Below are 14,569 nucleotides of genomic sequence, written 5' to 3' on the forward strand. Positions count from 1 at the left end.
TAAAAGTCTTTACCAGAATGCATAGTGCCAAGAGTAAACCCAGAAAAAGTTACGCTATAATCATCGGATTTTTCGCGATATCAGATTCCATTTTCTCCATCAAAAGTGGATTTTACTTCTTCCGGATTCCATACCAACCCTGAATCGTTCGGGGTTATACTTACCGATACGCTGGATTCATTAACAGCTCCACCTTTTATTTCAACAAAATCCTGGCACTTGTGATTAACCGTTGCAACTTTAAGAATATTTTTTCAGGAAGGACTGTTGGGTCAGTACCGGTGTAGCCAGACGCAATAAGAATTAAAACATAAATTAAATATTTTATTTCGCTCAATGGCTTGAATACCTCGTCTCAAAAAAACGCCTAGCAAAGTAGTTGAGACTGCTATAATTTTTATTTACCAATCAACTCTTACCCAAGAGGCAAGCTTCAACTCAGTTGGAGCATCACTATCGATATTTCTGCATTACCTATAAAATTTCACCTTAGACTTCCCAGTAATTCTTTGGCAACGAATCATTTTTTTCTCAATGACCTTTTAACGCTCATGAAGATAAAATACATGACTCATTAAAATTGCTTAACATACCAAATCAAGATTTTATTATTTCTGAACATTAATCTCATATTGTTTTTCAAAACATTGCCCCGCACTAGCAACAATCCCGCCCCTAATACTAATTGTTACAATCCCTTGTAACTGTGGCTTACCTTCTATAGCAAAATTATTATATATATTTTGTGTAATATTTTTTTCAGCGAATACTAGTTTCAGCCCAGAATGTGATGGATGAATTTCATAACTCAGATCAACAACTGGTCCTGTACCTCCAGAGATGGTGATTGGAACATAATATTCCTGATCTATATATCCATCTGGTAACTTATTGGGCTCAAATACAATGTGATTGCCACATCCAGTCAGAAACAAAGAAATTACAAAAGCAGTTAGATAGTGATTCATTTTTAATCATGGTATTTTTGTAAATACCATCCCCCCAAAAGTATGGCTTAACGAAATACTCTCAAGCAATTTCAAGGATATCTATTAAACTCCCATGAGCTATTTTTTTCGCAATTCTCAAAATTATTATAATCCGTAGGATCAAATTGCGGCCCTACTGATTTCAAATTCCCATTTGCAAGATTTAAAAACAACCCCTGACTGGTTCCGATATAGGCGAGATCCTTCCCTTTTATAAAATCAATGCTAAAAACACCTTCACTCACACTCTTTTCAATCTTTTTATATCCGTGCGCCAAATCTACAAGAATCACATTTGTATCCTGAGGATTGCCTTCATTAATTACTTTCGGCTTACCCCAGAGAATTATTTTATCACCACTACATTTAACACTAAAGCCATTGATAACAATATCAAACTTAAGAGTCTTTGTATGATTGTTAATGTCAACGGTTATCGAGTCAGTACTATTTAATGTAACTCCTGATGCATATGCATTAAATGAAATAAAAAAACCGGCAATTATTGAAATAATAAGATTCATCTGTTAGTCCATCAAAATATGAGAGATTCTAGTTGTTTCTTTCCATCGGCGCTCTTCGTCAGTATACGCACCATTAATAGCTTTAGTTATAACCTTTGAGTGTTCATGTGAAACATCCAACTCCACAATTTTTGCATTTATTGGACGAAAACCGGCGGTACGAGCACCGGCAATCCAGTACCACGCCCCTGCGTCAATACAATTGTATGGGGAAATGGATAGAAGCTGTGGGTCGTCAATGGCAGGAGCTTTGCTCAAATTAACAGGTCTCCACCATCCATTTATAAATCCTTTGTAGTTCATAGGGTATTTTTCTAAGTCAATCCATCCCCTGTAACCCCAGTATTTACTGTAGTTTTCGCGGCCTGTAAGCTGTTTCATCCCCCGGCCTCTAAATTTCGGACCATCTCCTGGCTCAATGTTTCCAAGTCGCCCATTAAGATAATCAAGATAGCCTCCAGGCGGAGGGTTATAGTACCCATTTATCTCAGAAGCAAAACTTGAATGGGTAGGGTTTCGCGAAAAACTTGCAGCCCCTTCAATCATTAGCGATAACATCCCTGACTCAATTGCACCCTGCCCAAAAAAATGTGATTTTCTTGTTGGCGTGGTAATGAAGTATTTTTCAAGGCAGCGGTTGATAATCTCTCTATATTTTTCTCTAACCTCCTTTGGAGACGAGCCTATCTTTTGCAACGCATTAAGAGGATAGAGGTTATCTGGATAGACTTTTTCAAATTCTTCTGCTGAAAGCCAATTACATTTCCGAAACAATGTAATAAATGCTCTGGGGTCAAAATGCCATACCCTATTTTTAGGGACATCTCCACTTATGCATAGAGCTCGGGCATGAGCTAGTAATTTAGCCCAAGAGTCATTATCTAATGGAGGATCAACAGTTTCGTTTCTCTCCTGCAACCATCCAAGTCGCTGCTCTAACGTATTTTGATCCCATTCAAAGGGGAATCGACAAATTAATCGGCTTCTGCATTCATTTTTTGAATTGAGTACAATATTTGAATTGCACTGGCTATCCATATCTGAATCATCTGTTACTAAAATCCAACCCAACCAATGGGGAAAATCCGCATCACTATATTTTTTTACTAAATCTGATGCTATATTTATGAAACCGCACCCACCAGGATAATTCACCTTTAACCAGTAGTTATTGCTTTTATCGGACAAAGGTTTATTTTCAGAATTTAGAACACGGCCAAACCTGAGCAATTCATAACCTGATGAAATGGAATCTGGATGCCATTTAAGGGCATATTCATACATATTATTTTCATTCAAACCACTGGCATCATTAATAGGCTCGCCAACGATATCAAACTGCCAATCTTCTTTCCCATTCTGCCTAGTGGTTATTACACGCACATCTCCTTTAGTTTCGATAGTTACAAATAATTCAGAACTATTAGTGTATATTGGTGTACTTTCGTCAACGACAATAACACCATCTATGCTTTTACCATTATAAAAAGAGGTACCTGACGGAATGTAGAAATGAATATCACCAAAACATACATCAACCCTTCCGTTTTTGGATGTATCAAGGTGCGGTTGTGATCTCCCAGTGATTTTTTCTATATACTGGTCTTCACAGTATATTTGCACGTGTGTAGCATTCACACCATCGACCATGCCGGTTGTGCCTAATGAATCTTTTCTTCTGACCGCTCTCCCAACAGAAAGCGTGTTCGATATGAAATTCAAATGCATATACATTGAAAAAAACGTAATTTTACCGTTTTCTCCAGAACCGATTTCAGTTTCATGTTTTATAACAATACAACCATTATCCGTATAACCATTATAATTCAAAGGTTCTTTCTTTGTTTTTTCTTTTTCGGCAGGTTCTCTAATGAACACTATAGTCCCATCAGCTATCGCACGTAACATTTCTGGAGGATAGCTCGAATCATTATGCTTTATATGTACGCCGCCGTGCCATGATTCCTTCCCATTAATCGGAAACCCACGACTAACATCAACGGGCATCATTTTGCCCACCCATTCTTCATCAGTTTCATTTTTTGAATGAGGCCTTAAATATGGAGGACTAATAATCATGTTTAAATCCTTTATGAAAATGTAAACTTGCCAGATGGTGTATTTTGCTCTGGAGTTAATGCCGGCACAGCTTCTTTATTATTGGCTTTATTCTTTCGTCCATAATGCCCTGCTTTTGTTCTGTACTCACCCAACGTGGCTGATTCAATAGCATTACCATCTAAAGTAATGTAGCTTCCCCCACCGTTCAGGGTCAGCTTCTTCTTCGCGATGATTTTGATTTCATCTTCTGTACTTACGATACTAATTTCCTTACGAGCAAGCAGAGCCATCAGCTCGTTCTGCGCCTGTACCTGTACCGGTCCCTGGTTTGCTATCAGCTTTATGCCCTGCTTACGAACAAACACGCTCAGGGCATTGCCCACCCCGATGAACAGATTTTTCACCACGCTGACGTCGGCATTTTTACCGGCCGTGGCTATAAGGTTCTGCCCGGCAGATACCTGCAGATGTTGTCCGCTGGTCAGTGCCATTCCATCCGGCGCGCTGAGCAGCAGCACTGATTTTTTGAGGTCTGTCAGCTGCTGTTCCAGCAGTTTGATTTGCGCCTGGAGATCGGCCGGGTTCGCGGTCGCCTTCTGCGCATCACCGGAGATGGACGTCATCTGCTCCCGGGCATCACCCAGATTGCTGACCGCTGGCTGCATCTCCAGCACCAGGCCCTGTGCTTTCGTCTGGCCATCAGCGCTGATGAACATCCCTTTCTGTGCCCGGATGGCCCCCCAGCTATCAGTCCTGAGTTCAAACCCCTCACCGCGCTGCTGTTTCTCACTGTCGACCAGATGCCCGAGATTGAGCTGGCTCTTGCCGCCGTACTCCGTGCTGACCTTGATATGCTCTTTTCCGCGCTCGTCATCGAGGCGGATTTTGTTGTTCGCCGGGGTACGCAGGACGTTGCGTTTGTAGTTGCGGATGGTGACGTGGTCGCCGTGCGCCGAGTCGTGCAGCACGCCGGCAATGTACGGCCGGTCCGGGTTACCATCCTCAAAGCCAATCGCCACTTCGGTGCCCGCCAGCAGCGGCAGGTGCAGGCCATAGGTGTCCCCTGCATACGGACGGGACTGACGCACCCACAGGCTCTCGAACCCCGTTTCCCAGTTATCACGGTCAAACAGCATGTTGACGCGGTAACGACCGTCTTTATCGATATGCCCGTAGGTGTCGTTCTCGGTGGTGCTGGTGACGCGGGCCGGTAAGGTGCCAGCCATCACCGGGCGTGAGCCAGGTTCCGGGCGGAAACCAAAATCGGTGCTGTCCGGGATGCCGTCAAAATCAACCGCAAAGTCCTTATCACGGCGGGCATACGTATGCATCGCCGTGATGACCACGCCCTGCGCAAACACATCGGCCACTTCATACCCGCCGGTGACTTTCAGTACCTGACCCGGCGAGAGGGTCGGACAGCTGGTGATGCCCTGCGCCCGGGTCTGACCATTCAGGTAGCGTTCGTGACGAAGGCGGGCATAAAACGCCCCGGACTCCGGGGCCGGATTGCGGTCATAGGTGCTGCCCGGCGTCAGGTAGTTATCCGCCCAGTGATAGGCATCACCGTACGTGGTGACATCCCCGCGGGTCGCATCCACCAGGGTGTTCATGTCCTGCGTGGCCTGACGGTAGTTGTAGTCCCGGGTGCTGACCTGCTTCTGCACCACGTTGTGATGGCATTCCATTCCCCAGACTGAATCCACGCCTTTTGAATGCTGGCCCGATGGCGGTACCGACGGCAGCGTCAGCCCTTTTTCATACCCCTGCTGGCTGTCGTAAAACTCCACCACGTCAATGTTGAGGCGCGTGTCGGTGGTGAAGCGAAACCAGATACCGACCTCACCCAGCAGGCGGGTGATAAAGTGCAGGTCGTCCTCATCGTACTGCATCACCTGTTCACGGCGTGGATATTCTTTTGACAGCGAGAACAGAAAATCCTGACCGCGCATACCGTGGCGCTCGCGCAGGATTTTTTCCACGATTTGCGGAACCGACATGTCCTGGTAAATGGCGTTCTGGTGCGAGCGATCGAGCAGCGCCAGACGTGGCCGGAGCGTCAGGGCGTAGCGGGTTTCATCTTTTGACGTGCTGAGGCGTTCAAAACCGGTCACCACACCCTGAAGGGTGCGCACGGCCTGCTGCACTTTAATGCCGTAACCCTGGTCTACCGGGGCCTGCAGCGTCAGCGAACCGGGCTTCATCAGCATCGCCTCTCTGGCGATAGCGTGGTCACTGCTGGTGAATTCAATACGGTAGCGGAACGGCGTGCTAAGAGCCTCATCACCTTCGAAAGACAGCACGTCGAGCGCGGACTCACAGCCTTTCACCGCCAGCAGGTGGTGGCTATGACTGTATCTTAATGGAGGATTATTACTCATGCGTCCACTCCCTGTTTCACATCAAATTCCAGCCCGATCCCCTCTTCCTCACTCCAGCTAAAGCGTAATGACTGTGGTTTCAGTTTTGCGGCCATATGGGTCAACAGTTGCTGACTGAGCACCGGCAGAATTTGCTGATTGAGCAGGCTATCGACGTTACGCGCACCGGTATCTGGCAGCAGGCAGGCTGAAGTCAGCGCATCATAAAGACTTTCATCAATCTGCGTGCTCAGGCCGTAGTGTCGATGCAGGCGCTTGCTGACCTGTGAGAGTTTCATTTCCACGATGGTACGCATGGCTGCTTCCGAGAGGGGGCGGTAAATCACGGTCTGGAAGCGGGCCAGCAGCGCTGGCTGGAAGTGATCGCGCAGTATCGGACGCAGCAGTTCGTGCAGGTCGCCTTCGGTGGATTCTGGTTGTTCGTCCAGCAACTGCATCAGGTGATCGCTGCCGAGATTAGAGGTCATCAGAATGACGGTGTTACGGAAGTCGATTTCACGCCCTTCGCCGTCGCGCATAAAGCCGCGGTCAAAGACCTGATAGAACAGGTTCATCACGTCGCGATGGGCTTTTTCGACTTCATCGAGCAAAACCACGCTGTACGGACGCTTGCGCACGGCTTCGGTCAGGATCCCTCCCTGGCCATAACCGACGTAACCCGGAGGGGAGCCCTTCAGCTGGGAAACCGTATGCGGCTCCTGGTATTCGGAGAGGTTAATCGTAATGAGTGACTTCTCACCGCCGTACATGACATCGGCCAGCGCAAGCGCGGTTTCGGTTTTCCCCACCCCGCTCGGTCCTACCAGCAGAAACACGCCCTGCGGACCATTCTCGGAGGTGAGACCCGTTTTTGCCGCACGCAGACGCTGGGCAATGGCCTCGAGCGCCACATCCTGCCCGACCACACGTTTACCCATTTCATTTTCCAGGGTCAGCAGTTCGGTCTGCTCATCTTTCATCAGCGATGACAGCGGAACGCCTGTCCAGTCAGCAATCACGTTGGCAACGGTGCGTACGTCAACATCCAGAGAGAGCAGCGGGTTGCTGTGCTGCATGCCGTTCAGTTCCTGCTGCAGCGTGCGCGTCTCGCTTTGACGGGAGATGTCCTGGCGGCTTTCCAGCAGTTGTTCGGTGAGTTTCAGTTCCTGCCCGTACTGCGTTTCAAGCTCGTCGAGAGCAACGATAAGAGCGTTCTCTTCCTGCTCAATGACGGTCAGGCGTTCACCATGGCTCTGATTGCCGACAGCAATATCTTCCAGCAGCGCCTGCTTCTCCATTTCAAGAGAGGTAATCTGCGAGCGAATGCAGGTCAGCTGTTCCGGTACCGTGTCGAGGCTCATTCGGACACGCGCTGCGGCGGTGTCGAGCAGATCAACCGCCTTATCCGGCAACTGGCGGCCCGTGAGGTAGCGGCGGGAAAGCGTAACAGCAGCGCGCACCGCATCGTCGGTAATGTGCACGTTATGGTGCTCGGCGTAACGGGATTTCAAACCACGGAGCATCAGGCAGGCGGTGTCATCGTCAGGCTCATCGACTTTTACCATCTGGAAACGACGCTCCAGGGCCGCGTCGCGTTCGAAGTACTGCTTGTACTCGCTCCAGGTAGTGGCCGCAATGGTACGCAGTTCACCACGCGCCAGCGCCGGTTTTAGCAGGTTCGCTGCATCGGCACCTCCCGCCTGGTTGCCCGCGCCGATGATGGTATGCGCTTCATCAATAAATAGCAGGACCGGGGACGGGGATTGCTGCACCGCATCGATGACGTTTTTCAGCCGCTGTTCGAACTCGCCTTTTACGCCTGCACCGGCCTGCAGCAGGCCCAGGTCAAGGGTACGCAGAGTGACCGTTTTCAGTGATTCAGGCACATTACCCTCGGCAATACGCAATGCCAGACCTTCAACCAGTGCGGTTTTCCCTACGCCCGGCTCACCGACCAGAATCGGGTTGTTTTTGCGGCGACGAGAGAGGATATCCACCATCTGACGGATTTCTGTGTCACGGCCAAACACCGGATCGATCTTCCCTTCCTTCGCTTTGGCGGTGACATCGAGGGTGAATTTATCCAGCGTGTTCTGCAGCGCAGGGCTCAGTTCCCCCTCTTTCATTTCCACACCAGCCGGACGCCCGACAAACTCCACCTCACCACCATGGTTCTGTGCCAACTCGGCTTCGCGCTGCATTTCCGGACGCTCATCCGATTGCGCATCCAGCAACGGTCGCAGGCGCTCCAGCTGGCTCTGAGCAAGCGTTAAAAACGGCCAAAGGCCGTCACAACGTGCCAGTTTTGGTTTTTCCACCAGGGCCATCAGCAGATGGATGCTGCGAATGTGCTCTTCGCCATTGAGTGAGGCAAGTAGCCAGGCTTGCTGCATCAGAGTCTGGATGTCATCAGAGAGCTGGGGCCGATGGCGCACGGATCGAGGTTGTCTGTCGAGCCAGCCAAGTAAATCCTGCCAGATGCCATCCATATCCCATTCATAGCGACGCGCCAACACCGTCAGGTCACCTTCCCCCTGCTCCAGCAGCTTCAGCAGCCAGTGCTCCGGCAGAATTTCGGCATGGGCACGGGTCTGACAGAGCGAAGCTGCGCCTTCCATCGCTCGGGCACAGTAAGGGTTCAGACGACGTAACAGGATGGCTGGATTTTCCATGAGATTCTCTCTTTGTCGGTTCCTGGACACGCTACCGCCCCTCGCTGTTCACCAAAGCGCATAAGGTCAGGCAGGCAGATTGTTTTTTCTTTGCTGAGTGCCCGCATCTCAGGCACTCAGCAAAAAACTGCGGACAGGAAAACCTGCCCGCATCAGGATTACGCCGTGGCGCGTTCGTTCCAGGAATCGGAATGAATGATGTTGCCGTCTTTGTAGGTCCAGGTGATTTTTTCGTAACGCAGTTCAACGCGCTCAAGGTGGTTGTGTTTCTCTTTAGAAGGATCCTTGATGTCATACATTTCAGGATTCACTTTCACTACCTTCACGTTTTCCAGTTTGGTGTTGAAGTACTCCACTTCCTGGCCCGCGTCGTTGATTTTGTACCACTTGAATTCAGCGGATTTCAGGGTCTGACCGGTTGTCACCGCCTTGTACAGATACGGGCTGGAGGAATCGATTTCCTTCGTGAACAGGAACGGCGTGTGGATACGGGTGCCGGTCAGCTTGCCGGTGTTGTTGTCGGTTGGGATGTACAGGTTATGCTCCTGTGCAACCACTTCGATGCTGCCTTCACGATCCTGAACGTCAACAGACCCTTTGATGTCCGCGCCGCCGTCGTCCTTCAGCCAAAGATAAACAGGAATTGCCATGGAATTACTCTCCATTGTGTAGTGAAGCGCCATCATCCTGCGATGGCGCCGGGTGTTTGCCGGGTATCTGACAGGCGTTGGCCTGCGGTACCAGACTGATTTCGACACGGCGGTTGAGCGCACGCCCTTCCAGGGTGTCGTTGGTTGCGACAGGACGGCTTTCGCCATAGCCCTGCACCGCAAAACAGCTTTCGGGCACGTCGCCCGTGTCCCGCATCCAGTTGCGCACCGCTTCGGCGCGTTTCAGAGACAGCGTCTGGTTCAGCTGCGGATTGCCGGTGTTATCGGTATGCCCAGACACGACAATCAGCCAGCCCGGTTTCGCTTTGATGCCAACCAGTGAATTCACCAGCATCCTGGTGGAACCCGCTTTCAGCACGGACTTGCCGGAATCGAACAGCGACATGCTGTCGAGCCTCACTATTTTCGGTACTGGTTTTGGGGTTGGCTGCGGTTTAGGAGGCGGCGGCATATACGAGCGGATCGCTTCCAGTAGGGGTATCCGTAGACGTTCCCCCTGATAAAGCCCCAGGCTCAGCCGGACCGGTACGCCGTTACGTGCATAGTCATCCAGCAGTGCCGCATTCTCACGAAGGGCCGCAACGGCGCCAGCTTTCGGGCCGTAGTCATCCATGGAGAGATTGTCGTAACGGGCTATATCGAAGCTCACGCGATGCAGCAACTGGCGATTGTTCCAGCCACTGCTGAGCAACGCGGCGATGGCCGCTAGGGTGAAAAGACCAAGGGCACAGCGCCAGGTGCGGGCGCGGGGAGTAAGTCCACTTCCTTCCGGTAGCAGCGGCAGGATGAAATCCGGTAAGGGTGAGATCACCGTGCTGTCCGTCCCTACCGGTTGCCAGCCGGCTACCTGCTGCATGGCAGTATGACGCGACAACCATGCCGTCCAGGCAGAGGACGCAAGGCTTCCGGCAAGAATCGGTCCCATTCCCCACAGCAGCGCTGCAGGTGCAATGACCGGAACATCAGGATTCTCATCGATGAATACCGCCTGGACATGCTGATGGAACCAGCTCATCAGGCTGTTCATCAGCACCTGCTGCTGCATCACAGGCCCACCGCCAGTGGTGACCCACGCGGCGATCGAACAAGGCGCATTCGACTCACGCCAGACAGTCCACCCTTCACCCGGAATAGCGGCCTGCCAGAGCATGTCATCCGTCATCGCGCTGCCAATCTGACCATTCAGAATGAGTGGCACAGACTGTCCCGTTTCTTTACGCAACTGGCTGATTTGCCAGCGCAGAGACAGCAGACGACTTGTCAGGGCTTCGCTGTCGACATGTTTCTGCGGGCAGACACTGACCATCACCGACAGCTGACGCCCCCAGTCCGGGCGCTGCCACAGAATCTGACGGGCAACCTGCTCCAGATCCTGATGGTCCTCAACGCGGATCCAGCATCCCTGCGTGACGATCAGTACTGGTGACTGCTGCGGCCAGGTCAGAGGCATATCGCCACAAACCAGCACCACAGGTTGACGGTAAGTGGTTTCAGGAAGGTCATCCAGACGCAGGTTGACGTCATGCTCCGCACGAGGTCTGGCGATATACCAGAACGCGACGATAAACCCGATCATCGCCAGCAGAACGAGCACTGAAGCCAGCCGGGATAACGGCAGAAAAGCCAGGCAGACCACAGCACTCAGCAGGGCAGCCCACAGCGCAAGCCCGCGCTGTTGTACAGGACTCATTTTACGACTCCCGGCAACAGGGTCAGCAGCATCTGATCGAGCCAGCGATCCAGTCCCCACCAGAGTGCGGCAAGAACAATCACGCTCAGGCCGATACGCGCGGGCCATGACGCCAGCCAGCCTCCCGCTCCTCGTCCGCTGCGGCTCTCTGCCAGAACGGGATGGGTCTGCGGGTAGCTGAACGGTGTAACGCGCTCATTGAGGGCGCTGACCAGCTTCTGGCGTTCCGGATCGTTTAGCGCACGAAAATCTCCCAGGAATCCGAGCATCATTACCCTCTGGAAGCAGGTCAGTACGGCATTATCTGGTGCAGGTTCACGCAGCACATCGCGCATCCTGTCACACAAAGTGTCACCCGCGTCCATTGTGCCGAGGAAGTATCCCTGCAGAGGAATGTCATACCACTGCACACAGGCATCATCCTCTACACCGCGCCCTTTGACTGCCTCATCAAGCAATGCACATTGTGCAGTGAGGATATGCTTACAGCTGGCTTCATCAAGTTCACTCGCTTTCAGTTCACGCTGAACGCGTTCCACATCAGCGATACAGTGTTCCCACAAGACCCGACCTTCTCCTTCCTGAAACTGCGGGCCATAGCGAAGGCTGATGACCTGAAGCCAGGTATCCTGCAGCAGTGCGTCAATATCAACAGACACGACAGCGCCGTGTTTACGTTCACTCATGTTCTCAATACCGCAAAGAGTTCAAGTTCAGGCTCGCCGAGCATGCCCGGGACGTAAAACATACATGTCCCACTCTGGAGCATTTCAGTCGCCAGAGGATGGGAGAGATCGAGACTGAAATACTGATTTTCCAGGCGCAGTGGAATAGCTGCTGGCACATGGCGCAGCGGCGTCAGCGGCACGCCCACGCGGGAAGAGTTGACGATCCCCCGCACATGGTCAGGGCTGCCCACCTTACACTGGCGCGGAAACTGCTCCTGCAGTTGCGCCACCGGGATCGGTGAGCGCACAGAAAGATAGTAATCAGCCCCTTCGCGCAGACGCGGGTCATGCAGGCGAGCCTGCCAGAAGTGCAGCCGTGGGTCATAGTCGAGTGCCAGGGCCACCACGCGTGACGGCAGGCTGGCTTCAAGCAGATCGCCAAGCAAATCAAACAGCGGTGGAAATACCGCATTGAGTTGCTCGTGATGCCAGGCAGGTATGGCGCTCACCTGATGTTCCAGGGAAAAGGTCAGCAGGCTCCCCGCAAGGCGAGAAAGTTCCGGATACAGACGTTCCGGTGGGCTTTGAAGATTACGCTGGAACTGACCCAGCACGGGCTCGGCGCTGTTCAGCGCGTTGAGCAGCCAGAACAGTGATACATCTGCCACGGCGAAATCAGCCATGCGCTCATTGCTTTCACGCCGCATTGCCATCAGACGGCACAGTCGCGCCCGCAGTTGTGTCAGTAGTTGTTCCAGTTGGGTAACCAGCCAACGGCTGCCCTGGAGGGTCAACAGCGGAGGAAGAAATGTTTCATCCAATAGCCATGTACCCTGCGAGTCTTGCTGCAGCCGGGCGACCGGACAAGTCAGATAATCGCTGTTGTTCTGATGGGCAAAACGCAGCGTCAGTTCAGGCTGCATCACGGCAATCTGACGAGTGTCTTCCCCAAAGGTATTGCGTACATCCCGCCAGCGCTGACGATATCGCACCGGACGCTCGGCCACCTCATCGGGTTTCAGGCAGTTGCCGCCGTTCGCCCGCAGTAGCGGGAGTGCCAGCACCACCGTCACCTCCTGCGATTCGCTTTCAAGCGACAGTACCGGTGGCAGCGAATCAGCATTGTCTGTATCAATCAGCGTACCGTCCTGAAAACGGACATGCAGATGACGGGCCTGAAGACGTCCAAGCCTGAGAGCTTCCGGCTCGAAGGTAGCATTTATCACCCCCCACGGGCAGGAGAGGCCCAGCCGGGCTATACACTCGGCAGACCAGGCCGCATACGCGACCTGTTGCTGAAAATGCTGGGGAGCGACCATAATGCCCCTACCCCATAACGGTTGTTCCGTTTTCATCGGCTTCCTGCCTGTTATTACGATTTCGCTTTCGGCATCTGGGAAACCAGCGACAGGTTGACGTCCATCCCTTCCACCTGGAAGTGCGGAATCGCATACAATTTCACGCGGAAGAAGCCCGGGTTATCCTCAATATCTTCCACCACCACTTTTGCATCACGCAGTGGATGAGATGCCTGAAGTTCGTCGCCCGGATCGGTCATTTCGGTCACCAGACTGCGGACCCAGGTGTTCAGCTCAAGCTCCAGCAGTCGGCGATCCTTGGTGGTACCGATGTTCTCGCGCTGAATCAGCTTCAGGTAGTGGGCAATACGCGACAGCAGGAAGATGTACGGCAGACGTGCGTTGATGCGGCTGTTGGCCGTTGCATCTGCGGTGTCATACAGCGCCGGTTTCTGGGCGGAGTTGGCTGAGAAGAAGCAGGCATAGTCGCGGTTTTTATAGTAGGACAAAGGAATAAAGCCCAGATTCGCGAACTCGAATTCACGCGTTTCAGGGATCATGACCTCAGACGGGATTTTTACCTGATTGCCGGTACCCAGGTCATACAGATGGATAGGCAGATCCTGAACCGCCCCCCCGGCCTGCGGGCCACGGATTTGTACACACCAGCCATTATTGATGAAGCTACGCACCATGTTGGACGCGAAGGCAAACGACGCATTCGTCCACAGATATTTGTCGTGATCCGGACCTTTGACTTCTTCAACATAGTTAAAGCTGCGAACCGGAACGGTATCCGGGCCATACGGTAAACGTCCCAGTACGCGGGGCATCACCAGACCGATGTAGCGAGCGTCGTCCGTATCGCGGAACGATTTCCACTTGATGTACTCCGCGCGGTCAAAATAGTTACCAATATCTTTAATCGCCGCGACGTCTTCCATGGACTCCTTGAGGAAGAATTTCGGGCCTGCCGAGCCGATAAATGGCATATGTGCAGCCGCAGATACTTTAGAGATGTTGCGCAGCAGAGCGACATCCTGCGCTGAAGCATCGAACTCATAAGCGGAAATCAGCGCCGCAATCGGCTCGCCGCCCGGGGTATCGTATTCATCAATGTAGGCGTGTTTATAGAGACCACTCTGGATGATTTCCGGGCTGTCTTCAAAGTCCTGGCGCAGGTCTTCTTTAGACATGCTCAGAAGCTCAATTTTTACGTTCTGGCGAAAATCCGTTTTATCAACCAGCGACTTCACGCCGCGCCACAGGCTCTCAACCGCCTGAAATTCTTCATGGTGCATAACGGCGTCGAGCTGGCGGCTTATCTGGTAATCGAGCTCAGCGATGTGGTGATCGATCAGGCTTTTATCCAGTTTTTCGACCTTCGAGCCTGCCTTGGTCAGGCATTCCAGAAAGACCTGCATACCTGCGGTGAGACGCTCGTCAGCGGTCGCATCCGACATCGCCTGCGCATCTTGCCAGATATCCAGCGCGCTCAGTTCGGAGACCGGGTTCAGATTGATTTTCTCAAACAGTGAAGCGTATACCCCACCCACAGCAGGGCGTTCCAGCACCACGCTTTCCCCGCCAGCAGTATTATTTTGTACAGACATGAGCATTCCTTGATTAATCCGTT

10 protein-coding genes are annotated in these 14,569 nt (G+C 52.0%); all 10 read right to left on the reverse strand.

Annotation, left to right across the window (positions count from 1 at the left end; genetic code table 11):
* Positions 1 to 608: 608 nt before the first annotated feature.
* The 10 genes from ACW9E7_RS13980 to tssC all read right to left on the reverse strand — a co-directional run bounded on the left by ACW9E7_RS13980 (position 609) and on the right by tssC (position 14,552).
* Positions 609 to 968 (reverse strand): hypothetical protein, encoded by a 360-nt coding sequence (locus ACW9E7_RS13980; protein ID WP_458727946.1) that lies wholly within the window; start codon positions 966 to 968, stop codon positions 609 to 611.
* Positions 969 to 1,039: 71 nt separating this feature from the next.
* Positions 1,040 to 1,513, reverse strand: a complete 474-nt coding sequence (locus ACW9E7_RS13985; RefSeq protein ID WP_458727947.1) for a hypothetical protein — start codon at positions 1,511 to 1,513, stop codon at positions 1,040 to 1,042.
* Positions 1,514 to 1,516: 3 nt separating this feature from the next.
* Positions 1,517 to 3,592: a kinase gene (locus ACW9E7_RS13990; RefSeq protein ID WP_458727948.1), complete on the reverse strand. Its 2,076-nt coding sequence runs from the start codon at positions 3,590 to 3,592 to the stop codon at positions 1,517 to 1,519.
* A gap of 11 nt (positions 3,593 to 3,603) precedes the next feature.
* Positions 3,604 to 5,955 (reverse strand): type VI secretion system Vgr family protein, encoded by a 2,352-nt coding sequence (locus ACW9E7_RS13995; protein WP_458727949.1) that lies wholly within the window; start codon positions 5,953 to 5,955, stop codon positions 3,604 to 3,606.
* A complete protein-coding gene (gene tssH, locus ACW9E7_RS14000) occupies positions 5,952 to 8,606 on the reverse strand; it encodes a type VI secretion system ATPase TssH (protein WP_458727950.1) in 2,655 nt (884 codons plus the stop codon). Before tssH ends, ACW9E7_RS13995 begins: the two co-directional genes overlap by 4 nt.
* 158 nt (positions 8,607 to 8,764) lie before the next feature.
* Entirely contained in the window at positions 8,765 to 9,256 is a 492-nt protein-coding gene (gene hcp / locus ACW9E7_RS14005; RefSeq protein WP_023325816.1) for a type VI secretion system effector Hcp, read from the reverse strand.
* A gap of 4 nt (positions 9,257 to 9,260) precedes the next feature.
* Positions 9,261 to 10,967, reverse strand: coding sequence for an OmpA family protein (locus tag ACW9E7_RS14010; protein ID WP_458727951.1), 1,707 nt, complete (start codon positions 10,965 to 10,967; stop codon positions 9,261 to 9,263).
* Positions 10,964 to 11,653 (reverse strand): type VI secretion system protein TssL, short form, encoded by a 690-nt coding sequence (gene tssL, locus ACW9E7_RS14015; RefSeq protein WP_458727952.1) that lies wholly within the window; start codon positions 11,651 to 11,653, stop codon positions 10,964 to 10,966. Before tssL ends, ACW9E7_RS14010 begins: the two co-directional genes overlap by 4 nt.
* Positions 11,650 to 12,990 (reverse strand): type VI secretion system baseplate subunit TssK, encoded by a 1,341-nt coding sequence (gene tssK, locus ACW9E7_RS14020; protein ID WP_032652888.1) that lies wholly within the window; start codon positions 12,988 to 12,990, stop codon positions 11,650 to 11,652. Before tssK ends, tssL begins: the two co-directional genes overlap by 4 nt.
* A gap of 17 nt (positions 12,991 to 13,007) precedes the next feature.
* The gene (gene tssC, locus ACW9E7_RS14025; RefSeq protein ID WP_045909385.1) at positions 13,008 to 14,552 is read right to left on the reverse strand and encodes a type VI secretion system contractile sheath large subunit; all 1,545 of its coding nucleotides are present in this window, start codon (positions 14,550 to 14,552) and stop codon (positions 13,008 to 13,010) included.
* Positions 14,553 to 14,569 lie beyond the last annotated feature (17 nt).

Source organism: Enterobacter sp. H2G27, assembly GCF_054403075.1.

Excerpts from the sequence above, each read along its gene's own strand:
- tssK (WP_032652888.1), bottom strand. The coding sequence starts at position 12,990 with ATGAAAACGGAACAACCGTTATGGGGTAGGGGCATTATGGTCGCTCCC.
- tssH (WP_458727950.1), bottom strand. The coding sequence starts at position 8,606 with ATGGAAAATCCAGCCATCCTGTTACGTCGTCTGAACCCTTACTGTGCC.
- ACW9E7_RS14010 (WP_458727951.1), bottom strand. The coding sequence starts at position 10,967 with ATGAGTCCTGTACAACAGCGCGGGCTTGCGCTGTGGGCTGCCCTGCTG.
- ACW9E7_RS13990 (WP_458727948.1), bottom strand. The coding sequence starts at position 3,592 with ATGATTATTAGTCCTCCATATTTAAGGCCTCATTCAAAAAATGAAACT.
- ACW9E7_RS13980 (WP_458727946.1), bottom strand. The coding sequence starts at position 968 with ATGAATCACTATCTAACTGCTTTTGTAATTTCTTTGTTTCTGACTGGA.
- tssL (WP_458727952.1), bottom strand. The coding sequence starts at position 11,653 with ATGAGTGAACGTAAACACGGCGCTGTCGTGTCTGTTGATATTGACGCA.
- ACW9E7_RS13985 (WP_458727947.1), bottom strand. The coding sequence starts at position 1,513 with ATGAATCTTATTATTTCAATAATTGCCGGTTTTTTTATTTCATTTAAT.
- tssC (WP_045909385.1), bottom strand. The coding sequence starts at position 14,552 with ATGCTCATGTCTGTACAAAATAATACTGCTGGCGGGGAAAGCGTGGTG.
- ACW9E7_RS13995 (WP_458727949.1), bottom strand. The coding sequence starts at position 5,955 with ATGAGTAATAATCCTCCATTAAGATACAGTCATAGCCACCACCTGCTG.
- hcp (WP_023325816.1), bottom strand. The coding sequence starts at position 9,256 with ATGGCAATTCCTGTTTATCTTTGGCTGAAGGACGACGGCGGCGCGGAC.